The organism is Burkholderia sp. AU27893 (assembly GCF_002223205.1).
GTDB lineage: Bacteria > Pseudomonadota > Gammaproteobacteria > Burkholderiales > Burkholderiaceae > Burkholderia.
This window is the reverse complement of sequence record NZ_NKFD01000004.1, coordinates 2,143,766-2,169,756: the sequence shown is the minus strand read 5'-3', so window position 1 is coordinate 2,169,756 and position 25,991 is coordinate 2,143,766. Positions and strand designations below refer to the sequence as shown.

Sequence of the window (25,991 nt, the reverse complement as noted above, 5' to 3'; positions counted from 1 at the left end):
GTCAATGTGATCGATGGACGCGTGTTCATGCGTCGGCATCGTGCCATTCGTCGCCTTGCAGTTCCGCGTTTGCATACGCGACGAGTGCGTCGTAGTGGCGATCGCGGTCCGCGTCGAACAGCCGGCTCGCAATCCCGCACGCGAGCCGCTTGGCACCCGCGCTGATGGCCGGGATATCGCCGGACAGCTTGCCGTGGCTCAGGCTCGCGGCATGGTTGAAGCAGTGGATCCGCGTAATGGCCGCGCACGCGCCGGGCTCGCGTTCCTGGAACGCGAACGCGGGGCCGAGATCGGGCGACTCGGCGAGCTCGTCGATCCACGCGCCCGGCTCCGGTCGGTAACGATCCTTCCAGCGCCGCACCTGCGCGCCGAACGACGCGAATTCCGCGCGCGTCGTCCAGTCCGAATGAAAGCCGGTCGCGAAGATCAGGAAGTCGACCGTGTAGCGCCCGCGCGGCGTCGTCACATCGAGTCCATCCGCGTGTCCGGCGAGCGTCTCGATCGGGCTGTTCGCGTGGAAATGCGCCTGCGCGTGGCGCGACACACGCAGCACGCTGTCGCGCGGCGGCGGCGTTTGCGACGTCAGCGCGTAATGCATGAAGCGCCATTTCGTCGTGTCGTCGAGATCGGCGTAGCCGTGCACGAGGCCCGGGCTGCCGATGCCCGTCAGCTTGTTGATGCGCGGAATGTCCGCGCGGCGGAAGAACAGGTCGACGCGTGCGGCGCCGGCTTCGAGCGCGGTGCCCGCATTGTCGAATGCGGATGCGCCCGCGCCGACCACGCCGACCCGCTTGCCCGCGAGCGCCGCGAAATCGATCGGCTCGGACGAATGGGCCCAGCGCGTGCGCGGCGCGCGTTGCGCGACGGGCGGTACGTACGGGCCGCCGAGCCCGTCGCGGCCGGTGGCGAGCACCACGTGCCGCGCGAGCAGCGTCTGCGCTTCGCCGTTGCCGCGCACGTCGAGTGCGAGCAAGCCGTCGTCGCGCGGGCGCAGCGCGACGAGCGTGGTGTCGTTGCGCACCTGCAGGTCGAGCACGCGCCGGTACCAGCGCAGGTAGTCCATCCATTGCGTGCGCGGAATCTTGTAGAGCGCGTCCCAGGCGTCGCGGCCGTATTGCGCTTCGAACCACGCGCGGAACGTCAGCGCGGGCAGGCCGAGCGCGGGCCCCGCGAGCTGCTTCGGCGAGCGCAGCGTGTCCATCCGCGCGAACGTGACCCACGGACCTTCGTAGCCGGCCGGCGCGCGGTCGATCACGCACTGGTTGTCGATGCCGAGCAGGCGCAGTTCGGCGGAAGCCGCAAGCCCGGCCATGCCGCCGCCGACGATCGCGACGTCGAGCACGCGTGTGCCGTCGGCCTCACGCGGCGGCACCCACGATGGAGCGGGCAGGTCGAGCCAGCGCAGGTCTTGCGCGAGCCGGGCTTCGAGTGCGTGCAATTGATCGGTCGTTGTCATGCCGCCTCCGGGCGGGTCCGGCGTGCACGCGTCGTGCGGGTTGCCGCACGCGGCGCACGCTCGGCGCGCAGCCGGTCGCCGCGCAGCAGCGCGTCGTGCGCGGCGGCGTCGTGGAAGATCACGTCGTCGAGCAGCGCGCGCGTCGTACGGTGCAGCGCGTCGAGCAACGCATCGACGGCGGACGTGCGTGCCTTGCCGGCCGGCGTCGCGACGCCGAACGCGAACGGGATGTCGACGTCGAGCGGGCGCGCGACGACGCCCTCCACCGGCAGTGCGACGCCCGTGGCCGGATCGACGATGCCGATCCCGATGCCTGCACGCGCGGCCATGACCGCATTCAGCGACGCATTGGTTTCGATGAACACGCGTGCATCGACCCGCGCGGCCGCGAATGCCGCATCGATCCGCTGGCGCAGCCGGTGGCGGTTCGCGACCGTCACGATGCGGCGGCGCGCGAGGTCGCGCAGCGCGATGCGCGGCTGCGCCGCGAGCGGATCGCCGGCGGGCAGCACGGCCACGCACGGCGTCTGCGCGATCCAGTGCACGTCGAGCCCCGCGTGCGCCATCGGCAGCGTGACGACGCCGACATCGGCCGTGCCGGCCAGCACCTCGTGCACGACATGCTCGGCCGATTCGCTGCGCAACTGGTAGTGGGGCGCCTGCGCATCGTCAGGCAGCGCGGCGAGCGCGGCTGGCACGAGCGTGGCCGCGAGCGAAGGGGTTGCCGCGATGCGCACGGGCTCGGCGCTTTCATCGCCGAGCGCCCGGGCGCGCGCCTCGATCGCACGCAGGCCGACCAGCGAGCGTTCGACTTCCTCGTAGAGCAGGAATGCGCGCCGCGTCGGCGTGACGCGCGGGCCGTGCCGGTCGAACAGCGCGTAGCCGAGATCGGCTTCGAGCTCCTGGATCTGCCGCGTGACGGCCGGCTGCGACCGGCCGAGCAGTTCGCCCGCGCCGGTCACGCTACCTGCCGACATGACCGCGGAAAAGGCTTCGAGTTGATGCAGCTCCATGACACCTTCCGATGATGCGATTTGCGCATTGTAGGAGTGTGAGCATGCGTGATTCATATAATGATTTTTGCTATCGACAGCGCGAAAGCTGCGAAGCGCCCGATCGTTGCGATAGACGATCGCGCGTGCTTGAACGCGGGTTGCGATCGGCGCCGTGAACGAAACACCAATCGAATCAAAGCGATGCGATGCATGCCTTCACATCGCGCGACGCAGGGTGTGCAGACGAGCGTTCGCGAGCAGCAACCCCTTCGCGCCGCGCACGATATCGATATGCGCAAAACTTCGTTGGATCGTCCTGAACCGGGTGGTTACATGCCCTCACTCTTTTCGACTGACTGAAGCTGGGGGACGCATGAACGTTTCGGGGAACGACGCACGCGGCGCATGGCGGCGCGTGCTGGGCACGGTGGCGGCGCTCGCTGCCGCATGGGGCTTGTCGACGGGCGGTGCGCTCGCGGCAGGCGTGTCGGGCGAGCCGGTGGTGATCGGCGTGAGCGGTCCGCTCACGGGCCAGGACGCGCAGTACGGCGAACAATGGAAGCGCGGCTTCGATCTCGCGCTCGACGAGATCAACGGCAGCGGCGGCATTCACGGCCGGCCGCTCGCCGTCGACTTCCAGGACAGCCGCAGCGACCCGCGCCAGGCGGTGGCGATCGCGCAGAAGTTCGTCGCCGATCCGCGCATCGCGATCGAGCTGGGCGACTTCTCGAGCGCGACGTCGATGGCCGCATCACCGATCTACCAGCGCGGGCAGCTGATCCAGTTCGGCTTCACCAACTCGCATCCGGATTTCACGAAGGGCGGTGACTATCTGTGGAGCACCGCGCTGAGCCAGGCCGAGGAGCAGCCGCTGCTCGCGCGCTACGCGGTGAAGGAACTCGGCTTCAAGCGGATCGCGGTGCTGTACCTGAACACCGACTGGGGCCGCACCAGCAAGGACATCTTCGCGAAGGCCGTGACGGGGCTCGGCGCGCAGGTCGTCGCGGCCGAAGGCTATCAGCCGGCGGAGAAGGATTTCCGCTCGACGCTCGTGCGCATCGGCGAATCGAAGCCCGATTCGATCGTGCTGATCTCGTACTACGCCGACGGTGCGCAGATCGTGCGCCAGGCGCGTACATCGGGGCTCACGCTGCCGATCGCGGCGGTCGGTTCGGTGTACTCGCCGAAGTTCCTCGAACTGGGCGGCACGGCCGTTGAAGGCGTCTATACGGAATCGAACTTCTTCCCGGCCGAACCGCGCCCCGAGGTGCAGGCGTTCGTGCAGCGTTATCGCGCGAAATTCCACGCCGATCCCGATTCGTTCGTTGCGCGTGCATACGATGCGCTGATCCTGTCGGCGGAAGTGCTGCGCCGCTACGGCACGACGCGCCAGGCCGCGCACGACGGCTTCGCAAAAATCAGCGACGTGCCGAGCGTGATCTTCGGCAAGGTGCGCTTCGATCCGCAGACGCGCCGCGTCGCGGGCGCACGCACCGTGTATCTGGTCGTGAAGCAGGGGCAGTGGGCGCTGTGGGACGGCGCGAAACCGCAGCTCGCCGCGCGTTGAGCCCGGCCCTGAACAGCATGCATGTAACGGACGCATCGTGATGGCTTCCTGGCTCGACTACACGCTCAACGGCCTCATCGTCGGCAACATCTACGCGCTGCTCGCGGTCGGACTCGCGCTGATCTTCGGCGTGTCGCACCTGATCAACTTCGCGCACGGCTCGGTCTACATGGTCGGCGCGTTCATCGGCTGGCTGTGCCTGACGCGCTTCGGGCTGCCGCTACCGGCGGCGCTCGCGGCGGTCGTCGTCGGCTGCGGTGCGCTCGGCATCGCGATCGAGCGCATCGGGCTGCGGCCGCTGCGCCATGCGGCACGCATCGCGCCGCTGCTCGCGACGATCGGCATCAGCTTCATCCTCGACCAGCTCGCGCAGCTCGCGTTCGGCGCCGACCCGCGCGCGGTGCCGACGCCGCTGCCCGACTGGCACGTGCGGATCGCCGGCGCGACGCTCGGCTCGCTCGACCTGTTGATCGCGGGCATCGGCATCGCGGCGGCCGCGCTGCTGTACGGCTTCCTGCGCTTCACGCGGCTCGGCTGGGCCGTGCGCGCGACCGCGCAGGATCGCGACGCGGCGCTGCAGATGGGCGTCGACGTCGACCGGGTGAACCAGACCGTGTTCGCGATCGCGTGCGCGCTCGGCGGCGTGAGCGGGCTGCTGGTCGGCATGTACTACAACAGCATCGATCCGGCGATGGGCTTCCAGGCCACGCTGAAGGGCGTGGTCGCGCTGTTGATCGGCGGGCTCGGCAACGTTCCGGGCGCGATCGCGGGCAGCCTGCTGCTCGGTCTCGTCGAAAGCTACGGCGTCGCGCTGTTCGGCACCAGCTACCGCGACCTGTTCGCGTTCGGGCTGCTGATCGTGTTCCTCGTGTGGCGGCCGAACGGGCTGTTCAGCGCGAACCGCGCGCTGCCGCCCGAGCCGATGACGGGCACTTTCCTCGCGGCCGCGAAGGCCGTGCGCGTGCCGCGCCCGGTACTCGTCGCGCTGGTCGTGGCGGCGGCCGTGCTGCCGTGGCTCGGCGCGTCGCCATACGTGCTGCAGACATTGACCAACGCGTGGCTGTACGGGCTGCTCGCGCTGAGCCTCACGCTGGTGGCGGGCACGGTCGGGCAGATCTCGCTCGGCCACGCGGCGCTGCTCGTGATCGGCGCGTATGCGTCGGCGCTGCTGTCGTCGGATCTCGGCTGGTCGCCGGCCGTGACGATTCCGTGCGCGGGCGTGATCACCGCCGTGCTCGGCACGCTGCTCGTGTATCCGGCGTTCCGGCTGCGCGGGCACTACGTGTCGATCGCGACGCTCGGCATCGGCGAAGTGGTGAGCCTCGTGATCCTGAACTGGGACGGCCTCACGCGCGGCCCGCTCGGCATCACCGGCATCGCGCCGCTGCCGTGGGCGACGACTGCGCGTGCCGCGTACTGGTTCACGTTCGCAGTGCTCGTCGGGTTCGCGCTCGTGCAGGTGCGGCTGCTGCGTTCGCATCTCGGCCGCACGCTGCGCGCGGTGCGCGAGGACGACGTCGCCGCGCGTGCGCACGGCATCGCCCCGAACCGCTACAAGGCGATCGCGTTCGCGGTCGGCGGCGTCGCGGCCGGCGTGAGCGGCGGGATCGCCGCGCACCTGTACAGCTATATCAACCACCAGACCTTCGATTCGCAGGTGTCGATCCTCGCATTGACGATGGTGATTCTCGGCGGGCTCGGCAACGTGCTCGGCGGCATCGTCGGTGCGATCGCGCTGATCGGGCTGCCCGAGCTGTTCCGCTGGGCGGCCGACTACCGGATGCTGATCTACGGCCTCGTGCTGTTGCTGCTGGTCCGGTTCCGGCCGCAGGGCCTGCTCGGCACGGTGTGAGGAGGAATGCGATGACCACCAACCGACCTTTACTCGACGTGCAGGGCCTGACGCGTCGCTTCGACGGCGTGACCGCACTCGACGGCGCGAGCCTGTCACTCGCAGAAGGCGAACTGCTGAGCGTGATCGGCCCGAACGGCGCGGGCAAATCGACGCTGTTCAACCTGATCGCGGGCGCCGACCGGCCCGATGCCGGCCGCGTGACGTTCGACGGCCGAGACATCACGGGCACCGCGCCCGAGCGCCTCGCGACGCTCGGCATCGCGCGCACGTTCCAGCACGGCCGCGTGTTCGGCAATCTGAGCGTGCTCGACAACGTGCTGATCGGCGCGCATGCGCGGCTGCGCGCGGCGCGGCCGGGCTGGCCCGCGCTGGGTGCGGCGGCCGAGGTGCTGCGCGCGCTCGTGCGGCCCGCGGCGGTGCGGCGCGAGGAAGCCGCGCTGCGCGACGAGGCGCGCGCGATCGTCGCCGGGTTCGGCGAGCGGCTGACGCCGCGCATCGATCATCCGGCGCACAGCCTGTCGTATGCGAACCGGCGGCGTGTGGAGATCGGCCGCGCGCTCGCGCTGCATCCGCGCCTGCTGCTGCTCGACGAGCCGACGGCCGGGATGAACGAGACGGAGACGGCCGAGATGCTGCAGCTGATCCAGTCGTTGAAGGCGCGCGGCCTGACGATCCTGCTGATCGAGCACAAGCTCGAACTCGTGATGCGCGTGTCCGACCGCGTGATGGTGCTCGACAACGGCGTGAAGATCGCCGAAGGCGCGCCGCGCGACGTGCGGCACGATCCGCGCGTGATCGAGGCGTACCTCGGCCGCCGGCATGCGGGCGGCGCGCCGGCCGACCGCACGGCAAAGGCGGCCGCATGACGGCACTTTCTTCCGGACCCGACACGACCATGACCGACGCGCTGCTGAAACTCGAACACCTGGACACGTTCTACGGGCCGGTGCAGGTGCATTTCGACGTGAACTTCGAAGTCGGCCGCGGGCAGATCGTCAGCCTGCTCGGCGGCAACGCGAGCGGCAAGTCGACGACGATGAAGCTGATCCTCGGGCTGATGCGGCCGCGCCGCGGCGTCGTGCGTTTCGACGGCGACGACGTGACGGCGCTCGCCACGCCGCAGCGCGTGCGGCGCGGGATCGCGGCCGTGCCCGAGGCGCGGCGGCTGTTCGGCGACATGAGCGTGCGCGAGAACCTGCTGATGGGCGCGTACACGCGTGGCGACCGTGCGGCGGTGGCGGAGGACTACGAGCGTGTGCTCGACCTGTTTCCGCGCGTGCGCGAGCGGCTGACGCAGCGCGCGGGCACGCTGTCGGGCGGCGAGCAGCAGATGCTCGCGATGGCGCGGGCGCTGATGGCGCGGCCGAAGCTGATCTGCATGGACGAGCCGACGATGGGGCTGTCGCCGCTCTACGTCGACAAGGTGCTCGAACTGATCGACGCGATCAACCGGCAGGGCGTGACCGTGTTCATGGTCGAGCAGAACGCGAGCCTCGCGCTGGAGATCGCGCATTACGGGTACGTGCTGCAGACGGGGCGCGTCGTGCTCGAAGGGCCCGCGAAGGCGCTGCTCGACGACGAGCGTGTGCGCGACGCGTATCTCGGCGGGGAGGCGGTGGCGGCGTAGCGGGTGGGGCGGTGGGGCAAAAAAGCGGTGATAGACGCGGGATTGTCAGGTAGATTGGCGCTCAGTCGCCATCACCGCCACCGGGAGCGCCGCACCATGTTGACCTATTCCGTTCAGAAAGTCGGCTACGATTTCAAGCAACTGGATCCGCAGGGCGCGACGGATTACGCGTCGTTCATGCAGGCGTTCGATGCGTTTCCGTGGGCGGCGCAGCATGCCGAATGGGACACCACGCAGGACGGCCCGTTGCCGGCCCTCGTGCTGCAGCATGTCGACGATCAGCGGGAGTTGTGGGTGACCGCGCTGCGCGATGCGCATGCGGACGGCTTCCAGCTGAATGCCGTCTCGATGCGGATGAAGAAGGGGCTGTTCGGGATCGGCAAAGGCAAGCTGGAGCAGCACGTCGATACGATCGACGTCAGGAAGCGTACCGACGTCGACACGTTGTGCCGGCTGTTCTGCGATCGTCAGTACGACGAGCTGGACCGGGTGGTGGAGCGGCACGTGGAACGCAACCGCTTCGAGGACGGCACCGACGATTGAGGTCCCGCTGCGCACGCGACCGAACCGGCGCAGTCCGCCGCTCACGCCTGCGCTGCGCCGCTCCCCGCCGCACGCGGAAACGTCAACACCACCGCAAACCCGCCGGCCTCGGGAAACGCAAACCCGACGCGCCCGCCGTGCGCCTTCATCACTTCCTGCACGATCGCGAGCCCGAGTCCCGACCCGGTGCGCCGCTCGCTGCCGTCCGGCGTGATCCGCACGAACGGTTGCAGCGCGGCATCCCAGTGCTCGGGTGGAATCCCGCGGCCGTTGTCGGTGACGGTCAGCGTCACGGCATCGCCGGCGTTGCCCTGCGTCGCGACCGACACGACGATGTCGTCCGCATGACCATGCAGCAGCGCGTTGTGCAGCACGTTCGACAGCGCTTCCTGCAGGCTGATCGCGTCGCCGTCGATCCACGCGAGCGGCGCATCGCTCGCGAACGCGACGGCCACGTCGCGCTCGCCCGCGAGCGGAATCGCGCGGCCGAGCACGTCCTTAGCAAGCGCGACGAGGTCGACGGGCTGCAGCGGCACGGCCTCGGTGCGATGAATCACCATCGCATGATTGAGCAGCTGGCCGGTGAGCCGGCCGACGTCCGAAGAGGTCGCGCGCAGCGCATCGAGCCGTGCCGCGTGGCGCGCGGGATCGGCTTCGCCGTCGAGCAGCTCGATCTGCGCGTCGAGCCGCGCGAGCGGCGTGCGCATCTGGTGTGCGGCATCGGCGATGAAGCGCTGCATTGCGTTGATCCGCTCGGCGAGGCGGTGCATCAGCCCGTTGATCGACCCGATGATCGCGTCGATCTCGCTCGGCGTATCGACGGCCACCGGCCGCAGGTCGGCCGGGTCGCGCGCGGCGATGATCGTGCCGATCTGCGCGAGCGGGCGCAGGCCGCGCCGGATCGCGAGGCCGCTCGCGCCGATTGCGAGCACGCTCATCAGCAGGATCAGCGTCCATACCTTGAAACTCATGTCGTTCGTGAGTTGCTGGCGCGCGTTGGTGGTTTGCGCGACCGTCACGAGCGCCCAGCCCGGCGTGCTTTCCTCGGGCATGTAGCGCGCGATGGTCGCGGTGCGGATCCGGTGCCCCTGGTACAGGCCGTTCGCGAACGCGGGGCCCTGTTTCGCGGCGGCGAGCGTCGCGGGGCTCGCGAGATCGTTGTAGCCGGCCACGACGATGCCGCGCGAATCGACCACCTTGTAGTAGACGAGGTCGTAGCGCGACAGCGTCGACAGCGCGGCCACCGGCGGATTCAGCGCGAGCACGCCGCCCTGCACGTAGAGGTTTTCCGCGACCTGGATCGATGCGCCCGCAAGCAACTGGTCGTACGCGCGTTCGGCCGCGACGCCCGCGTAGTAGCGCGCGATCGCCGCGAGCGCGAGCGCGCCGGTCGCGACGACGAGCGCGATGAAGAGCAGCGTGCGCCCGAACAGCGTCTTCGGGAACCAGTCAGTGCGCCGCAATCTGATACCCCATCCCGCGCGCGGTACGGATCTCGACCGAGCTGCCCTGCAGCTTCTTGCGCACGCGGGTCACGTATTGCTCGACCGCGTTCGTGGTCGGCTCGTTGCCGAAGCTGAACAGCTGGTTCAGCAGTTCGTCCTTCGAGAAGATCCGCTGCGGGCGGCTCGCGAGGATCTCGAGCAGGGCGAATTCCTGGCGCGACAGCGACAGCGGCTGGCCGTCGAGTTCCGCGAGGCGGCTGCTGCGGTCGATCACGAGGCCGCCGAGCGTCAACACGTCGTTCGCGTGGCCGCTGTTGCGGCGCAGGAGCGCCTGCACGCGCGCATCGAGCTCGCGGTAGTCGAACGGCTTCACGAGGTAGTCGTCGGCGCCGAGGCCGAGGCCGCTTACGCGGTCGTCGATCGCCGAGCGCGCGGTGATGAGCAGCACGGGCGTCGTGCTGCCCGATGCGCGCAGGTGGCGCAGCACCGTGAAGCCGTCCATGCCGGGCAGGTTCGCGTCGAGCACGACGAGGTCGAAGCGCTCGACGCGCAGCAGCCCGTGCGCGGTCGCGCCGTCGGTTTCGAGATCGACGGCATGGCCGAGCCGCGCCAGGCGGTTGCGGATCGCCGCGCCGATTTCGGCATCGTCCTCCACGACGAGAATGCGCATGGTGCCGTTTCGCAGGTGGGTGGGTTAGGGGTTTTCCCGGGGCCGGGATGTCAGCATTTTCTCAGACTCGGTCGATAACCTGTGTCGAGCCGGACGATGCAAGGACGGCCATTAATACCAGAACCACAGGAGACGGCAACATGCAGCAGCAAACGGGTGCGCCGAACGCGCGATGCAGCGCGTCGCCGGCCGGCGCTCGCCGGTGCGGCGACGCGGGCCCCGGCCGCCTGGCGTTTGCCGCTCGTGCCGCGCGTGCAGGGAAGGCCGGCGCATGACGACGTCGCCGCGCCGCCGCGCGTTGATCGCCGCCGGCCTCGGCGTGCTCGCCGCGCCTGCGCTCGTGCGCGCGAAGCCGCGCACAGTGCGGATTTCCAAAGGCTATGGCGTGCTGTACTTGCCGCTGCTCGTGATGGAGAAGCAGCGGCTGTTCGAGCGGCACGCGGCGCGCCACGGCGTGCGCGACGTCGCGGTCGACTGGGTGCTGCTCGACGGCGGCAATTCCGTCAACGACGCGATGATGGCCGGCACGCTCGATTTCGCCGGGGCCGGCGCGCCGGGTTTCATCGAGCTGTGGGCACGGGCGCGCGGCATCCCGAACGTCGAGGTGATCGGCATCAGCGGGCTGTCGACCACGTCGCTGTCGCTGAACGCGAACCGGCCGGGCCTCGTGTCGCTGCGCGACTTCACGCCGTCCGACCGGATCGCGGTGCCGGGCATCCGCACGTCGCTGTCGGCGGTGGTGCTGCAGATGGTCGCGAGCCGGCAGCTCGGCCCGAAGCATTTCGCGCAGCTCGATTCGATCACCGTGAACCTGCCGCATCCGCAGGCGATGCAGGCGCTGATCCGCCGCGAGAACGGCGTCACCGCGCACTTCACGTCGCCGCCGTTCTCGACGCTCGAGCTGCGGCAGCCGGGCATCCACCGCGTCGTGAGTTCGGTCGACGTGCTCGGCCCGCTGACGCTCGATGTCGTGTTCGCGCCGAAGCGGCTCGTCGGTACGGAGCCGGCGCTGGCCAGCGCGTTTCTCGGCGCGCTCGACGAGGCGAACCGCCTGATCGCGCAGGACCCGCGCGCGGCGGCCGCGCTCTATGCGGCGTCGTCCGGCGTCGGCGTGTCGCACGACGACGTGATGCGGATGCTCGCCGCGCCGGACACGCGCTTCTCGGTGCTGCCGAACCAGCTGATGGACTACGTCGAATTCCTGTACCTGGCCGGCACGATCAAGGCGAAGCCGCGGGCGTGGCACGAGATGTTCGCGCCGATGCTCGACGACTATCGATCGGGTTGATGCCGCCGCGCCCTTTCATCGAAACACCTCGTGCCCGTGCGCTTGTCGCGCGCAGCGCCGATTCAACCGATACGCAACCGCTATGCAACCGTTTCACGCAAGGAGCCTCAAGTGAACGCCACTGAAACCCTGGACCCCGCGTCCGCCGAAGAGCAGCGCATCATGTCGAAGATGGCGCGGCGCCTGCTGCCCATTCTCGTCGTGATGTTCCTGATCGCGTTCATCGACCGGCAGAACGTCGGCTTCGCGAAGCTGCAGATGGTGCACAGCCTCGGGATGACGGAGGCCGCGTTCGGGCTCGCGTCGTCGCTGTTCTTCATCGGCTACCTGCTGTTCGAGGTGCCGAGCACGCTCGCGCTGCATCGCTACGGCGCGCGCGTGTGGCTCGCGCGGATCATGCTGACGTGGGGGCTCATCACCGTGCTGATGGGCTTCACGACGTCGATGCCCGCGTTCTGCGCGCTGCGCTTCGTGCTCGGCATCGCCGAGGCTGGTTTCTATCCGGGCGTGATCTACTACCTGACGCTGTGGTTCCCGCAGAGCTACCGCGCGAAGGTGCTCGGCATCTTCACGCTCGGCAGCGCGCTCGCGAACATGCTCGGCTCGCTGGTCGGCGGCGTGTTGCTGAGCCTGAACGGCGTGTGGGGGCTGGCGGGCTGGCAGTGGGTGTTCGTGGCGACGGGCATCCCGGCGGTGATCGTCGCGATCGTCGTGTTCCGTGTGCTGCCCGCGTCGGTGCGCGACGCACGTTTCCTCGACGACCGCGAGAAGCAGATCGTCGAGGCCGCGCTCGAACGCGAGAAGCCCGCGCGAGCCGAGCACGGGCAGCCGTGGAAGGCGCTGCTCGATCCGCGCGTGATGCTGTTCGCGGCCACCTACATGCTGATGTCGACGTCGCTGTACGGCGTGACGTACTGGTTGCCGACGCTCGTGAAATCGTTCGGCGTGTCGAGCAGCATGAACGGCTTCCTGAGCATGCTGCCGTGGGCGCTCGCGGTGTTGCTGCTGCTGTGGCTGCCGGCGAAACTGCGTCGCGCGAAGAGCATCCTGCGCACGATCGCGATCGTTGCCGCGCTTGGCGCGCTGGGCTTCCTGCTGAGCCTCGTGCTGCCGTCGACGCCGCTGCGCTTCATCGCGCTGGTGCTCGGTGGCGCATGCATCCCGCTGCTGTACCCGTGCTTCTGGTCGATGCCGCCGCGCTACTTCACCGGTGCGCGGGCGGCGGCGAGCGTCGCGGCAATCAACTCGATCGGCAACCTCGGCGGCTTCTTCAGCCAGAACCTGATGCCGTTTGCCGGCAAGGTGACGGGCACGGCGTTCGGCCCGATGATCGTGCCGATCGTGTGTCTCGCGCTGCTCGGGATCGGCGCGCTGGTCGCGTGGACGCGCTCGGAACGGGGGATGGTGGCGGCGCGCGCGTGACGGCGCGCGGTGTTACCGCTTCATCAACTGGTTCCCGACGACCGTGAAGTTGGCTGTAGCGTGCGTGTTCGACAGCAGGTATTTGAGCGCGTGGATGTCGGGGGCGGTCGTCGTGAAGCGGTTGTCGCCGTCGAAAATGAAGTCCCACGTGACGATGCCGCGGCTGGTGCCGGGATCGTCCACGTGGATCTCCTTCAGCGATGCGAGCGGATACGCGCGCTCGTGCCAGTCGAACAGGTGTCGGACGTAGAGGTGATCGGGTGTGACGATCTCGTAGCGCCGCTGGAAGGGTATCGCGACGAGGAGCAGCACGGCGGTCGTGACCAGCCCCTGGCGCACTGCGCGCCACACGACCGCTCGTGACGCGCGGCCGCGCGGCTTGGTGCGGTAGTGCCGGTAGGCGGCCGGCACGATCAACCACGCGGCGAACCACCACGCGATCGCGATGAACCCGAGCGGCATGTTCATGAACGGCACCGAAAACGCGCCCACGAAGCTCGTCGGAAAATCCAGGAGCCGTGCGGTCGATACGAACCCGAGCCCGATGTAGCTGCCGGCCGGATGCGGGATGAATACGGTCGTCGTCAGCGCTTGCAGTGCGAGCAGGATGGGCCAGCACAGCAGCGATACGGCCAGCCAGCCGCCTGCGACCGCGCAGAAGGCGAGTATGTAGTTGCGGAGAGTTTTCATCTTGGTGGAGGGGGGATGCGTTTGGCTGGCGCATTGGCGCGCGAGGGACGCGGGACGGTGATGGCGAAGGATTGTAGCGCCACGCCGATGCTGTCACCGGGCGTTGCACGCGGGGATTTGAAAATGGGGCGAAAACAACTTCGTAAGCCGACCGTCCAAATGGCCGACTGTTCGCAAGGAGGTCAGCGTGGTACCATGCATTACATATGTAATGCATGGAGTGTGCAATGAAAACAGCCACGATGCCTGCACTGCGGGTCGATCCGAAATTGCGCGAAGAGGCGGAGTCTGTCCTTGCGGAAAACGAGACGCTGTCCGCGTTCATGGAGTCGGCGTTGCGCGATGGCATTGCGCGTCGACGCCTGCAGCACGAGTTTGTCGCACGCGGTCTGGCGTCTCGCGACGAGGCGCGGCGTACCGGCGAATATGTCGATGCGGCGGAGGTGCAGAGCGAACTCGAGAGCATGCTGAACGCCGCTCGCGCAGCGAAGGCGGCTGATTGAGCTACCCGGTTCGCTATACGCGCGCAGCACGTGAAGATCTGGTGCGGTTGTATCGATATCTGCTCGAACGTGATGTAGATGCCGCTGCGAGGGCGCTGGAGGCGATCGAACGGGGCGTCGCCATGCTGAGACTGTTCCCATTCACGTGTCGCAAAATCGACGAGGGCAATCCGTTTCTGCGGGAACTGATCGTGTCCTTTGGCACATCAGGCTATGTCCTGCTGTTCGAGATCGAAAGTGCGGAGCAGGTCACGATCCTCGCTGTCCGTCATCAACGTGAAGACGACTACCACTGACCGGCCAGCGGCGGGGCATCATCGCGGCACCCGCCCGTACCACCGCCTTCACTGAGTCTCTACCCGCGCGGCGCCCCATCCCCACCATGCGCGACCGTCACCTGCGCAGGCGCCAGCGGAATCTCGACCTCGACCGTCGTCCCTTCGCCGAGCGTCGTCGCGATCCGCAGCGTGCCGCCGACGAGATACGCGCGCTCGCGTAACCCGACCAGCCCGAACGATCCCGACTTGCGCGGCACGCCGGGATCGAAACCCGCGCCGTCGTCGCGAATCGTCAGCTCGAGCGCATTGCTCGCATGCACGAGTTCGACGGTCGCATGCGACGCGGCTGCGTGCCGCGCGACGTTCGCGAGCGCTTCCTGCGCGATGCGGAACACCGCCGTCGCGTAAGGCTCGTCGAGCTGCAGCTCGGGCGGCTCGACGTGCAGCGTGCATGCGATGCCATGACGGTGCCGGAAATCCTCCACGAGCCACTGCATCGCCGCGGCGAAGCCGAGATCGTCGAGCATCAGCGGGCGCAGGTCCGACGCGATGCGGCGTGTCGCGGCCACCGCGCCGCGCGCCAGCGCGTGCATCGCCGCGATCTTGCGCGCCAGCAGCGCATCGTCCTGCGGCACGCGGTCGAGCAGCCATTCGAGATCGTTCTTCAGCGTCGCGAGCGTCTGCGCGAGCTCGTCGTGCAGCTCGCGTGCGATGCGGCGCTGCTCGGCTTCGCGTGCGCTCGCGCTGATCGCGGCAATCTCGCGCAGCTCCTCGCGCGACGTCTGCAGTGCCCGCTCGGCACGCACGCGGTCCTCGACTTCGCGCCGCAGGTCGCGGTTCGACGCGCTCAGTTGCGCGGTGCGCGCGGCGACGCGTTGTTCGAGCCGTTCGTTCGCGTCGTTCAGCTGCGCGCTCTTCTGCACGACGAGCAGATGCTGGTAGCGCGCGCCGGCCAGCGCGCGCACCGTCTGCGCATGCAGCCTGCCGTTCTCGAACAGCATCGCGAACAGCACGACACCGGACGCGACGAGGCCGTACGCGCGCCCCGCGTAGAAGCCGAGGTCGTAGCGCCCGTGATTCAGCATCGACGACAGCGCGATGTCGAACAGCCACGCGACGAGCACCGTCATCACCCACAGGTCGAGCACGGAATGGCGCCGCCGCCGCTGCCACATCAGCATCAGCGCGACCAGGTTCAGCCCCCAGACGACCGTGATCGCGTACGTCATCGTCGCGGCCATCCGGTTGCCGTTCATGATGCGCGGCAGCAGGTCGTGGCCGGCCGTCGCGAGCAGCGCGAGCGCGACCGTCGCGCCGACCGCGGCCGCGATGCACAGCCCGACGGGAATCGCCGCGCGGCGCTGCGGGGCCGGGATCGGCCCCGGCGCACGCGACTTCGCGCGCAGCAGCGCGTACGCGGCGACCGCCAGCGGAAAGCCGCCGTGCCAGAACAGGTACAGCCAGGCGGTGGTCTGGTCGCCGCCGCCGAGCAGGCCGGTCGGTGCGAACAGCCCGGGAAAGGTCAGCATGTGGGTGCCGGCCATGAAACCCGTGAACAGGTAGCCGCCCGCGAGCACGAGCAGCGGCCGCTGGCGCAGGATCGCGTACTGGCCGAGCAGCAGGCCGGCCGTCACCATGTCGTTGACGACGATCGCCGACTGGTACACGGGGACGAACGCCCAGCCCGGCGCAAGCGGCCTGCCGGCGAACGGTGCAAGCGCGGTGAAGATCACGGCGGAGACGAGCACGGTCGCGAGCGCGAGCCGCCGTTCGCGCCGGCCCGGCGGCAGCGACGACATGAACAGGCGCGACGCGTCCGGGTCGTCGTCCGCGGGTGAGGGCGAGGGCGGCGATGAGGGCGGGACGCGGAAGGCGGCGGTCATGCGTCGCCGCCGGGGTCGAGTTCGTGGCGCACCGCGTAGCGGACCAGCGCGGCTTCGTGCGGTAGGTCCATCTTCTCGAGGATCCGGGTCTTGTAGGTGCTGACCGTTTTCGTGCTGAGCGCGAGTTCGGTCGCGATCTGCGTGACGGTCTGGCCCGCGACGATGCGGCGCATCACGTCGAACTCGCGCGCGGACAGCCGCTCGTGCGGCAGCGCGGCGGCCGGCGTGCGCAGCGTGAGCGCGAGACTCTCGGCCGCCGACGGGCTCACGTAGACGCCGCCCGCGGCCACCTTGCCGACCGCCTCGACGAGCTCGGCGGTCGCGCTGTCCTTCGTCAGGTAGCCGGTCGCGCCGGCCTTGAACGCGCGCGCCGCGTACTGCGCCTCCGCATGCATCGTCAGCACCAGCGTGCGCAGCGACGGCGCGTGGTGTTTCACCAGCCGGATCAGCTCGATGCCGGTCGGCGCGGGCATCGACAGGTCGAGCAGCAGCACGTCCGCGGCGCCGCGCTCGACGAGCGCAAGCGTGGCCGAGCCGTCGCTCGCCTCGCCGACGATTTCGAAACCGCCGGCCGTTTCCAGGATGTGACGCAATCCGTCCCGCATGACTGCGTGATCGTCAGCCAGAATTACCCTGATCATCTAGCGATCCTCTTCGGGATGACGCCGCGCCCTGCTGTCCGGGAGTCGCCGCGGCTGTTCTTCTGATCAATATATTCCGCAGAATCCGAAAACGGTACACATCCGGGAAATTTTCGAGATAGTCGAGCGTGGAATGTGTACTGAAACGAAATAATCCCAGGGAGCAAGTACGAGGAAGAGCCGGCAGGAATCAGGGTATTCCCTGAATAATTTTGAGACCGGGGAGGGGCGACGCGTCGCGTCGCGAGCTACCCCGCGAGCCGTTGCGATTCGGGACTAAACTGGTGCCCGATGCCACTACAACCCCCCCGAGGAGCCCCACGATGATCGATCTTGCCGATATCCTGCCGTCCGCACTGCCCGCTGCCATTGCATGGGCGGAAGCCGAGGCGGCGCGCGGGATCGCGCAGGGGGCGCCGCTGACGCCCGAGCAGGCCGACGACGCGCGCACGGTGGGCGTCGCACAGCCGGAGCGGATCCGCGTGGTGATCGTCGAGCGCATGCCGTTCCCCGAGGTGCCGTCGCTGGCCGCGATCGCCCGCGACACGGGGCTCCTGGCGCCGGGGACGATCGGGCTCACGCTCGGCCATGCGGTGTATGTGCTGCGCGGGCAGGACACGCGCCGCCTGCTGACCCACGAATTCCGCCACGTGCATCAGTACGAGGCTGCCGGCTCGATCGGAGCGTTTCTCGCGCGCTATCTGCAGGAGATTGCGACGGTCGGCTACCACGACGCGCCGCTCGAGGCCGACGCGCGGCAGCACGAGTTCGATTGACCCGCCCCGCCGGCGCGACCGCGCGCACCGCCCGATGAACCTTCACGCTGCCACCACCGGCCCGGTGTTCGCACACCGGGGCGCTCCGCCGAGGCGCGTGCGATGAGCGACACGATCCACGCATGGATCGGTGCGATCGGCGCACATCCGCTGCTCGTGCTCGCGATCGTGTTCATGGCGGCCTGCGCCGAGGCGATCGCGCTGATCGGCACGGTCGTGCCGGCCGGCGCCGTGATGTTCGCGGCCGGTGCGCTGATCGGCGCGGGCGCGCTCGACGCCTGGACGACCATCGGTGTCGCGGCGGCCGGCGCCGTGATCGGCGACGGGATCAGCTATGAACTCGGGCGGCACTATCGCGGCGTGATCCGCAACGCATGGGCGCGCTTCGGCTATGCGGCCGCCTTCGCGCGCGGCGAGGAGTTCGTGCTGCGCCATGGCATGAAGAGCATCGTGCTCGCGCGTTTTCTTGCGCCGGTGCGCGCGGTCGTGCCGGTCGTGGTCGGCTGCGCGACGCTGCCACGCCGGTCGTTCTATCCGGTCAACGTCGTCTCGGCGCTCATCTGGGCGCCCGTGCACGTCGCGCCGGGCATCCTGTTCGGCGCGTCGGCCGCGCTGGCCGCGGCGATCAGCGTGCGGGTCGCCGTGATCCTGCTGGTCGTCGCGGCGCTGGTCGCGCTCGTGTGGGTCGGCGTGCGGGTCGCGTTGCGGCGCGGCTGGCCGCTGTTGCGCCGTGCGCTCGTCGAAGGCGTGCATGCCTGCGCGCGCCGCTGGCCGCGGTTTGGTGCGCGGCTGCACGACGCGATCGCTTACGTGCGCGGCCTGCCCGGCGCGGTGCCCGTACTCGCGCTGCTGTTCATCGGCTGCGTGTGGCTGTTCGCGGGCCTCGTACAGGATGTCGTCGCGAACGATCCGCTGATCCACGCAGACATCGCGCTGTATGCATTCTTGCAGAACCTGCGCACGCCGCCGGTGGACGCCACGATGCGCGCGCTGGCCGTGCTGCACGGGCACGATACGGGGCTGATCGTCGCGGCCGCGTTTCTCGTCTGGCTGATGATCCACCGCTGCTGGCTGACGGCCGCGTGGTGGCTCGCGACGGTCGGCGTCGCCGTCGTGCTCGGGCCGGTGTTCGGCGCGGGCATACCCGGCGCGACGCCCGCGAGCCTGCCGCCCGGTGCGCCGCACGTGCCGCTGCCCGACGCCGAAGCGGCGTTCGCGATTCTCGCGAGCAGCGGCCTCGGCTGGGTGCTCGCGCGTGACCGGCCCGCGCGGTGGCAAATCCCGGTCGTGACGGCGGTGGTGTTGTGGATCGTGCTCGGCGGCTTCGCGCGGCTGTATGTGGGCGACACGTGGCTGTCGGGCCTGCTGGGCGGCTGGAGTCTCGGGCTCGCCTGGTTCGCGTTGCTGGCCGGCGCGTATGCGTACTGGCGCGTGCGCGAGCACGTGCAGCCGAGGGGCGCGCTCGTCGCGGTGACGGTGGTGCTCGCGACGGCCGGCGTCTGGACGGTTCCCGCGCAATGGCAGCTCGACCGCGCGGCGCGCCCGCATGTCGGCGACGTGGTCGCGATGACCGTCGACCAGTGGCTGCGCGGCGGTTGGCAGCGCGTGCCGGTGCGGCGCACCGAGATCGGCGGCGACCGCGAGGAATATCTGCCGCTGCAATGGAGCGCGACGTCGGACACGCTCGACCGGCATCTCGCGCAGGCGGGCTGGCAGCGCGCGGCGCCGTGGTCGCCGGCCACCGCGCTGCGCTGGCTGCTGCCGCAGGCGCCGGCCGATGCGCTGCCGGTGCTGCCGCGCTACACGCACGGCGAAAGTACGCGCCGCGTGTTCGTGCGCGTCGATCCGGGGCAGCCGGCCAGCCGCCTCGTGCTGCGGCTGTGGCGTTATCCGTACGTACTGCAGGACGCGCTCGGCACGCGGCCGCTGTGGTACGGCGCGCTGTACCGCGAGACGCTGCACCGGCCGGCGCGACTGATGACGATCGTGCGCACGACGACGATCGACGATGCGGCGACGATGGCGAAGGCGCTGGCGGTCGAGCCGGCGATCGAGCATCCGCCGGCGGGGATGACGAACGCGCCGGCGGAGATGCTGCTGGTGTGGATGGTGCGGCCGTGAGCGGGCGGTGTGCCGCTTACGCGTGCGCCGGCTGCGCGGGGACGACGGACAGGCGCAGGCCGACGGTCTTGAGCACTGCGAGCAGGGTTTTCAGTGTCGGGTTGCCGTTTGGCGAGAGCGTGCGATACAGCGATTCGCGGCTGATGCCGGCTTCGGCCGCGACGGCGCCGAGCCCGCCGTATGCTTCCGCGACCGTACGCAGCGCGAGCAGGCCGGCCGCGCGGTTGTCGGGATCGTCGAGCGATTCCATCGCGACGCGCAGATAGGCCACCGCGAGTTCGCGGTCGGCGCCGAGTTCGGCGACTTCCGCGTCGTGGTGCGATACCGCACCTTTGAGCTTGGTCATGTTTGCCTCCGTTTCCAGTTCGACCAGTGTTCCTTGGCGCGCCTGATGTCGTCGGGTTGACTGCTTTTGTCGCCACCTGAAAGCAACAGCACCAGTGCGCCGCCGTACCGCCCGAAATACACGCGATATCCGGCGCCGACGTGGACGCGCAGTTCGATCACGCCTTCGCCGACCGACTCGCAATCGCCGAAATTGCCGGTCTGCACGCGGCGCAGGCGTTCGCGAATCCGTGCCTGCGCAAGCTTGTCGCGCATGGCGTTCAACCATTCGGTGAAGGGCTCGCGACCATCGTCGCGCTGATAGCGAAGAAGTTCGAACTTGGAGAGCATTGTAACTTATAAGCTACAAAAAGAAAGAGGATTAAATGGAGTGGTCGTGCGAGCGGCCGGGTGATGTGCGCGGGGCGTGCGCGCATTGCCGAGTCGGGGCAACACACGACACCGCACGCGCGTTGCTGCGCATACGGTGCCTTCGAAGTGCGGGATCTCAGGCCGCGAAGCCGGCTTCCCGGACGAAGATCATTCTTTCATCCGGTGCGCAGGGTGACGATTCGGCCGGATGGCCAACGTCAACGGCCCGGTGACGGGCACGCGCGGTGGGTGGGGTGTAAGGGGGGCAACGTGAACAGCAAACCTGTCGGCACCGGCGCATCGCGCGCCTGACGAGCCGACAGGCCTCCTGACATTACTGCTTCGCCGGCACGGCCGTCGCGATCTTGTCGAGCGCCGCCGGGATGTACGTGTCGAGCTGCGCCGTGACCGATTCGTAGAAATCGATCGGCTTGCCCCACGCGTCGGGCACGTCGACGTGCTTCCCGGACGCATACTCGGCAAGCGTGAACACCTTGCCGGCGGCCGACGGATAGAGCGCAAGCACCTTCTCCTTGTGTTTGTCGGTCATCGTCAGGATCACGTCGGAATGCTTGATGTCGTTGGCGTTCAACTGCACCGAACGATGCGCGGACGTGTCGATGCCACGGCGCTTCATCAGGATCACGCCGTTTTCTTCGGGCTTTTCGTCATACGGATCTTCGTCGACCGCACGTGAAATCACCGCGATGTGCGCGTGGCGCTGCGCGATCAACTGGCCGGCGATCGCTTCGGCCATCACGCTGCGCCCGGTGTTGCCGGTGTCGACGAACGCCACCTTCTTCGGCTCGTCGGCGAATGCAGACGTCGCGCACTGGATGCCGACGCAACAAAGCAGTGCCAGCGTGTTGAGGGTGTGCCTTCTTTTCATGATGTCTCCGCGAGGGTGGGGAACCCCGGCGGCGCGCCGGGGCTTGCGGAAGATCATGACGGCCGCCTGCGACGGAAAAAAATAAACGGCCGGTTTTTGCAAGACGACGTCGCTTCGTGGCAAACGGGTCCGGTGACGGCGCATGCACCGCGCACCCGACCGGGGCGGCCGCCAACTACGGCCGCGATCGCGGCGCGTGACTGCTTCGTCGTCACGCCGTTATCGCCACCCGTTGCGCCGCAAACCCCGCCAGCGTCCGCAACGCATCCCGCGCCGACCGCAGGTAAAACGCCTGCAGATGAAACACATGCCAGCGCGCCGCATGAACCTCCAGCCGGCACGGCACGCCGCAGGCCCGCGCATGACGGGCCAGCCGCTGCGCATCCGACAGCAGCAACTCCTGGTCGCCGGCCTGGACGAGCATCGGAGGCAGGCCGCGCAGTTCGGTGTCGAGCGGGCCGCGGGCGGCGACCGAACCGGCGCCGTGATACCAGCGCAACCCTTGTTCGAGCCAGCCGCGACGGATCATCGGATCGTCATGACGCCGCGAAGCCAGCGTCGCACCGCCGAGCGCGGGATCGGTCACGGGCGAGATCAGCAGCAACGCGGCGGCGGCCGGCTCGCCGCGCTCGCGCAGCGCGATGGCCAGCGCGAGCGCCAGCGCACCGCCGGCCGAATCGCCGGCGATCACGATCCGGTGCGGCGCGTGGCCTTGCGCGCGCATCGCGTCGTAGACGGCCAGCGCATCGTCGAGCGCGGCCGGGCTCGGATGCTCGGGGGCCAGCCGGTAGTCGGGCACCCACACCGGCAGGGCGGCCCCGTTCGCCAGCCGCGTCGTCACGCCGCGATGCGTATGCGGCCCGCCGAGACAGAATGCACCGCCGTGCAGATAGAGGATCGCGCCGCCGGTGTCGCCGCGTTTCGGCGCCACGACTTCGACCGGCACGCGATGCGCGGACGTGCGGTAGCGCAGCGTGCCGCGCGTGCCCGGCATCAGCGGCGACAGCAGCGCGACCACGCACCGCTGCATGCGCGCGCCGAACGGCGGCCCGATCAGCGGCCGGAAGGCCACCCGCAGGAAGCCGCGCAGCGATGCGGCGGTCAGCGCCTCCAGCCGGCCGGCGGGCGGCGCGATCACCACGTCGCGCGCCGGTGCGGCCGACTCGGGCAACGGATGCGTGAAGCGATAAGCGCTCATCCCGGTGAAGCGCGTGATCCACCGGTAGGTCAGCGTGAAGCCCGGCCAGTTCGTGCTGTTGTGGCCCGACGCATCGACGTACCAGCTCTTGCAGCTGTTCCACACCGAGCCTTCGAGCCGCTGCTGCACATGCACGTTGAAGCGCCGGTAGCGGCGCGCATCGACGTCGATCTCGCGCGCGCCATCGCGGCGCATCGTGCGCAGGCAGCGCATCACGTGCGCGATCTGGCTTTCGAGCATATAGACGATCGAGTTGTGGCCGAGGTTGGTGTTCGGGCCGTACAGCATGAAGAAGTTCGGAAAACCGGGCACGGTGAGCCCGAGATACGCCTGCGCGCCGCGCCGCCACGCGTCGTTGAGGTCGAGCCCGTCGCGGCCCGTGATGCGCATCGGCGACAGGAACGCGGTCGCCGCGAACCCCGTGCCGTACACGATCGCGTCGACCGGATGCTGGACGCCGTCGACGGTCTCGATGCCGTCCTCCGTCACGCGCCGGATCCGCTGCGTGACGAGCTCGACGTTGTCGCGGCTCATCGCGGCAAGGTAGTCGCTCGACAGCAGGATGCGCTTGCAGCCGATCGGATAGTCGGGCGTGAGTTGTGCGCGCAGCGCGGGGTCCGGCACGTCGCGTGCAAGCAGCGTGTGGAACGGCCGGCCGACCGCGACCTTCATCAGCTTGTGCAGCCGCGTGAACGCGATCGCGCGCGATTCGTAGCGCAGGTAGATCGAGGCGCGATGCAGCTTCATCGCCCACGGCAACCGGCGGAACAGCGCCTGCTCCCACGGGCGGTACGCGCGGTCGGGGCGCGGCATCACATGGGCCGGCGAACGCTGGAATACGACCAGTTGCTTCACATCGCCCGCGATCGCCGGGACGAACTGGATCGCCGACGCGCCCGTGCCAACCACCGCCACGCGTTTGCCGGCGAGCGAATAGTCGTGATCCCAGTGCGCGGAGTGGAACGCGCGGCCGCGAAACGTGTCGATGCCGGGCAGGTCGGGCAGCGCGGGGCGGCTCAACTGCCCGGTGCCGCTGACGAGCACGGCGGCGCTGAGCGTCGTGCCGTCGGCGAGCGTGACGCGCCACAGCGCCGCGGCTTCGTCGTAGTGGGCGTGCGTGACCTCGGCGCCGAAGCGCAGGTAGCGTGCGAGGCCGTACTTGCGCGCGCAATGCTGCAGGTACGCATGGATTTCGGGCTGCGGCGCGAACACGCGCGACCACGCCGGATTGGGCTCGAACGAGAACGAGTACAGGTGCGAGGGCACGTCGCAGGCGGCGCCCGGGTAGCGGTTGTCGCGCCACACGCCGCCGACGTCGTGCGAGCGTTCGACGATCGCGAAATCGTGGATGCCGGCGCGTTGCAGCGCGATCGCCATGCCGATGCCGGCGAAACCGGCGCCGATGATGATCGCCGCGAGCGGGGCGGCGGAGTCGGCGGTGCGAGCGGTATCAGGCGACAACATGGCGGGTTTCCTCGGGCTGGATGGCATCGTGCGCGGTACACGCGGCAGGAACGGTGTCGCGTTCCGTCGTTGTCCTGACGGTTTCGCGTTGCGGCTGTACCGACGTGCGGCACACGCCGCGAATCAGGTCGACGGCCTTCTCGGCGATCATGATCGTCGGCGCGTTGGTGTTGCCGCCGATGAGTGTCGGCATCACCGACGCATCGACGATGCGCAGCCCCTGCAGGCCGCGCACGCGCAGTTGCGGATCGACGACGGCGAGCGCGTCGTGCCCCATCCTGCACGTGCCGACCGGGTGATACACGGTGTCGGTGCGCCGCCGCAGCACGTCGCGGATGTCCTCGTCGGTGTTGACGTTCGCGGTGAACAGGTCGCGCGTGGTCCAGCCGGCGAGTGCCGGCGCTTCCATCAGCCGTCGTGTGAGGCGAAAGCCTGCGACCATGTCGTCGAGATCGCGCGGATCGTCGAAGAACGCGGGATCGATGCGCGGCGCCGCGAGCGGATCGGCGCTGTTCAGTGTGACCGAGCCGCGGCTGCGCGGCCGCAGCAGGCACACGTGGCACGACAGCCCGTGGCCGGCGTGCAGCTTGCGCGCATGATCGTCGACGAGCGCGACGACGAAGTGCAGCTGGATGTCCGGCGCGTCGAGCTCGGCGCGCGTCTTCAGGAAGCCGCCGCCTTCCGCGAAATTCGACGTCAGCATCCCGCGCCGCTCGCGGCGAAACCGCACCAGCTCGCGCAGCATGCGCAGGCCGCCGCCCGCGGACACGCCCATCGTGTCGACGCTGCGCGTGCGGTAGCCGAAGATGAAATCCGGATGATCCTGCAGGTTGCGGCCGACGCCGGGCAGGTCGGCGTGCACCGCGATGCCCTGTTGCTGGAGCGCGCGGCCCGGGCCGACACCCGACAGCATCAGCAACTGCGGTGTTTGTAGGGCGCCGGCCGCGAGCACGACTTCACGCCGCGCGCGCAGCGTGCGGACCTCGCCGCGCTGCCGCACCTCGACGCCGATCGCACGCGTGCCGTCGAACAGGATGCGCAGCACCTGCGCATGCGTCTCGACCGTCAGGTTGTCGCGGCGGCCGACGTGCGGCAGCAGGTACGCGCGCGCCGCGCTCCACCGTTCGCCGTGCTTCTGCGTGACCTGGTAGAGGCCGATGCCTTCCTGCTGCGCGCCGTTGAAATCGTCGGTGAGCGGCAGGCCGGCCTGCTGCGCGGCTTCCAGGTAGCGCGCATGGAACGGGTTGCCGGTGCGCAGGTCGCTCACCCACAGCGGGCCGTCGCGGCCGTGCCACGCATCGTCGAAGCGCTCGTTGTGCTCGCTCAGGCGGAAGTACGGCAGCACGTCGTCGTAGCTCCAGCCTTCGTTGCCGAGCGCGGCCCAGCCGTCGTAGTCGACGCGATGGCCGCGGATATAGACCATCGCGTTGATGGCCGACGAGCCGCCCAGCACCTTGCCGCGCGGCTGGTAGCCGATGCGCCCGCCGAGGCCCGGCTGCGGCACCGTGTCGAAGGCCCAGTTGTTGATGCGGGTCGGCATCATCGCGACCGCGCCGGTCGGCACGTTGACGAGCGTGCCGTCGCCGCGGCCGCCGGCCTCGAGCACGCAGACGGTCACGGCCGGGTCCTCGGTCAGCCGCCCGGCGACGACGCTGCCGCCCGAACCGCCGCCCACGACGATGTAGTCGAAAGTCTTGCTCATGGATTCGTCCTCCGAGGGTCGATGGATCAAGCGAGGCGCGGCAGCGTGCCCGGGCGGCCGGTGTGCGGCAGGCGGGGCGTGAGCGGCGGCGCGGGGCTGCGGGCGAACGCGACGAAAGCGTCGCGCCGGTATGCGAAGCGAGCTGCGGGATCGGTCGGGCGATTCGGTCGCATGGTGTCTCCTCCGGGGGGCGATGGCGTCGTTCGGATGACGACTGGATGACGCCGATGGTGCTGGCCGCATGGGAAAACACCAATGCTGCTTCGGGACAATTGTTTTAGT

General features: G+C 69.2%; 24 protein-coding genes. 11 read left to right on the top strand and 13 right to left on the bottom strand.

What is annotated here, in order from left to right; translation table 11 throughout:
- Positions 1 to 25: 25 nt before the first annotated feature.
- Both CFB47_RS29565 and CFB47_RS29560 read right to left on the bottom strand, forming a co-directional pair.
- Positions 26 to 1,456 (bottom strand): NAD(P)-binding domain-containing protein, encoded by a 1,431-nt coding sequence (locus tag CFB47_RS29565; RefSeq protein ID WP_089463128.1) that lies wholly within the window; start codon positions 1,454 to 1,456, stop codon positions 26 to 28.
- Positions 1,453 to 2,469, bottom strand: coding sequence for a LysR family transcriptional regulator (locus tag CFB47_RS29560; protein ID WP_089457652.1), 1,017 nt, complete (start codon positions 2,467 to 2,469; stop codon positions 1,453 to 1,455). Before CFB47_RS29560 ends, CFB47_RS29565 begins: the two co-directional genes overlap by 4 nt.
- A 355-nt stretch (positions 2,470 to 2,824) precedes the next feature.
- Here CFB47_RS29560 and CFB47_RS29555 point away from each other — a divergent pair, with 355 nt between their 5' ends.
- The 5 genes from CFB47_RS29555 (at position 2,825) to CFB47_RS29535 (ending at position 8,043) form a co-directional block, all read left to right on the top strand.
- Entirely contained in the window at positions 2,825 to 4,018 is a 1,194-nt protein-coding gene (locus tag CFB47_RS29555; protein WP_089443208.1) for an ABC transporter substrate-binding protein, read from the top strand.
- A gap of 40 nt (positions 4,019 to 4,058) precedes the next feature.
- Positions 4,059 to 5,870, top strand: a complete 1,812-nt coding sequence (locus CFB47_RS29550) for an ABC transporter permease (protein WP_089463127.1) — start codon at positions 4,059 to 4,061, stop codon at positions 5,868 to 5,870.
- An 11-nt stretch (positions 5,871 to 5,881) separates the two neighbouring features.
- Entirely contained in the window at positions 5,882 to 6,739 is an 858-nt protein-coding gene (locus CFB47_RS29545) for an ABC transporter ATP-binding protein (RefSeq protein WP_089463126.1), read from the top strand.
- A complete protein-coding gene (locus CFB47_RS29540; protein WP_039354526.1) occupies positions 6,736 to 7,500 on the top strand; it encodes an ABC transporter ATP-binding protein in 765 nt (254 codons plus the stop codon). The genes CFB47_RS29545 and CFB47_RS29540 overlap by 4 nt, the downstream gene beginning before the upstream one ends.
- Before the next feature lie 96 nt (positions 7,501 to 7,596).
- Positions 7,597 to 8,043, top strand: coding sequence for a hypothetical protein (locus CFB47_RS29535; protein ID WP_089463125.1), 447 nt, complete (start codon positions 7,597 to 7,599; stop codon positions 8,041 to 8,043).
- 41 nt (positions 8,044 to 8,084) lie between these two features.
- On the opposite strand, the gene CFB47_RS29530 is transcribed toward CFB47_RS29535, so the two are convergent.
- Positions 8,085 to 9,506 (bottom strand): sensor histidine kinase, encoded by a 1,422-nt coding sequence (locus tag CFB47_RS29530; protein WP_089463124.1) that lies wholly within the window; start codon positions 9,504 to 9,506, stop codon positions 8,085 to 8,087.
- Positions 9,493 to 10,158, bottom strand: coding sequence for a response regulator transcription factor (locus CFB47_RS29525; protein WP_089463123.1), 666 nt, complete (start codon positions 10,156 to 10,158; stop codon positions 9,493 to 9,495). Before CFB47_RS29525 ends, CFB47_RS29530 begins: the two co-directional genes overlap by 14 nt.
- A 271-nt stretch (positions 10,159 to 10,429) precedes the next feature.
- Between CFB47_RS29525 and CFB47_RS29520 the strand changes: the two genes are divergently transcribed.
- Both CFB47_RS29520 and CFB47_RS29515 read left to right on the top strand, forming a co-directional pair.
- Positions 10,430 to 11,446: an ABC transporter substrate-binding protein gene (locus CFB47_RS29520; RefSeq protein WP_089463122.1), complete on the top strand. Its 1,017-nt coding sequence runs from the start codon at positions 10,430 to 10,432 to the stop codon at positions 11,444 to 11,446.
- Positions 11,447 to 11,557: 111 nt separating this feature from the next.
- Positions 11,558 to 12,868 (top strand): MFS transporter, encoded by a 1,311-nt coding sequence (locus CFB47_RS29515; protein ID WP_089457659.1) that lies wholly within the window; start codon positions 11,558 to 11,560, stop codon positions 12,866 to 12,868.
- Between the two features lie 12 nt (positions 12,869 to 12,880).
- Here the strand turns inward: CFB47_RS29515 and CFB47_RS29510 are convergent, their stop codons facing one another.
- Positions 12,881 to 13,558, bottom strand: a complete 678-nt coding sequence (locus CFB47_RS29510; protein ID WP_089463121.1) for a hypothetical protein — start codon at positions 13,556 to 13,558, stop codon at positions 12,881 to 12,883.
- Positions 13,559 to 13,785: 227 nt separating this feature from the next.
- Here CFB47_RS29510 and CFB47_RS29505 point away from each other — a divergent pair, with 227 nt between their 5' ends.
- On the top strand, positions 13,786 to 14,061 hold the full coding sequence (locus CFB47_RS29505; protein WP_089463120.1) for a YlcI/YnfO family protein: 276 nt from the start codon (positions 13,786 to 13,788) through the stop codon (positions 14,059 to 14,061).
- Complete coding sequence (locus tag CFB47_RS29500; RefSeq protein WP_089463119.1) at positions 14,058 to 14,357, top strand: type II toxin-antitoxin system RelE/ParE family toxin; 300 nt, start codon at positions 14,058 to 14,060, stop codon at positions 14,355 to 14,357. Before CFB47_RS29505 ends, CFB47_RS29500 begins: the two co-directional genes overlap by 4 nt.
- A gap of 59 nt (positions 14,358 to 14,416) precedes the next feature.
- Here CFB47_RS29500 and CFB47_RS29495 read toward each other — a convergent pair whose 3' ends face one another.
- Together CFB47_RS29495 and CFB47_RS29490 are read right to left on the bottom strand one after the other, a co-directional pair.
- A complete protein-coding gene (locus CFB47_RS29495; protein ID WP_089463118.1) occupies positions 14,417 to 16,222 on the bottom strand; it encodes a sensor histidine kinase in 1,806 nt (601 codons plus the stop codon).
- Positions 16,219 to 16,863 carry a response regulator transcription factor gene (locus CFB47_RS29490; RefSeq protein ID WP_089463117.1) on the bottom strand — a complete coding sequence of 215 codons (645 nt, stop codon included), beginning with the start codon at positions 16,861 to 16,863 and terminating at the stop codon, positions 16,219 to 16,221. Before CFB47_RS29490 ends, CFB47_RS29495 begins: the two co-directional genes overlap by 4 nt.
- A gap of 323 nt (positions 16,864 to 17,186) precedes the next feature.
- On the opposite strand from CFB47_RS29490, the gene CFB47_RS29480 reads away from it, so the two are divergent.
- Both CFB47_RS29480 and CFB47_RS29475 read left to right on the top strand, forming a co-directional pair.
- A complete protein-coding gene (locus CFB47_RS29480; RefSeq protein WP_089463116.1) occupies positions 17,187 to 17,639 on the top strand; it encodes a hypothetical protein in 453 nt (150 codons plus the stop codon).
- A 102-nt stretch (positions 17,640 to 17,741) separates the two neighbouring features.
- Entirely contained in the window at positions 17,742 to 19,760 is a 2,019-nt protein-coding gene (locus tag CFB47_RS29475) for an LssY C-terminal domain-containing protein (RefSeq protein WP_089463115.1), read from the top strand.
- A gap of 16 nt (positions 19,761 to 19,776) precedes the next feature.
- Here the strand turns inward: CFB47_RS29475 and CFB47_RS29470 are convergent, their stop codons facing one another.
- The 6 genes from CFB47_RS29470 to CFB47_RS41310 form a co-directional block, all read right to left on the bottom strand.
- Positions 19,777 to 20,106, bottom strand: a complete 330-nt coding sequence (locus CFB47_RS29470; RefSeq protein WP_011356110.1) for a DNA-binding protein — start codon at positions 20,104 to 20,106, stop codon at positions 19,777 to 19,779.
- Complete coding sequence (locus CFB47_RS29465) at positions 20,103 to 20,435, bottom strand: type II toxin-antitoxin system RelE/ParE family toxin (RefSeq protein ID WP_089463114.1); 333 nt, start codon at positions 20,433 to 20,435, stop codon at positions 20,103 to 20,105. Before CFB47_RS29465 ends, CFB47_RS29470 begins: the two co-directional genes overlap by 4 nt.
- A 355-nt stretch (positions 20,436 to 20,790) precedes the next feature.
- Complete coding sequence (locus CFB47_RS29460; protein WP_089457664.1) at positions 20,791 to 21,345, bottom strand: protein tyrosine phosphatase; 555 nt, start codon at positions 21,343 to 21,345, stop codon at positions 20,791 to 20,793.
- Between the two features lie 211 nt (positions 21,346 to 21,556).
- Entirely contained in the window at positions 21,557 to 24,007 is a 2,451-nt protein-coding gene (locus CFB47_RS29455; RefSeq protein WP_089463113.1) for an alpha/beta hydrolase fold domain-containing protein, read from the bottom strand.
- On the bottom strand, positions 23,994 to 25,709 hold the full coding sequence (locus CFB47_RS29450; RefSeq protein ID WP_089463112.1) for a GMC family oxidoreductase: 1,716 nt from the start codon (positions 25,707 to 25,709) through the stop codon (positions 23,994 to 23,996). The genes CFB47_RS29455 and CFB47_RS29450 overlap by 14 nt, the downstream gene beginning before the upstream one ends.
- Before the next feature lie 26 nt (positions 25,710 to 25,735).
- The gene (locus CFB47_RS41310; RefSeq protein WP_179258993.1) at positions 25,736 to 25,882 is read right to left on the bottom strand and encodes a hypothetical protein; all 147 of its coding nucleotides are present in this window, start codon (positions 25,880 to 25,882) and stop codon (positions 25,736 to 25,738) included.
- Positions 25,883 to 25,991: the final 109 nt, after the last annotated feature.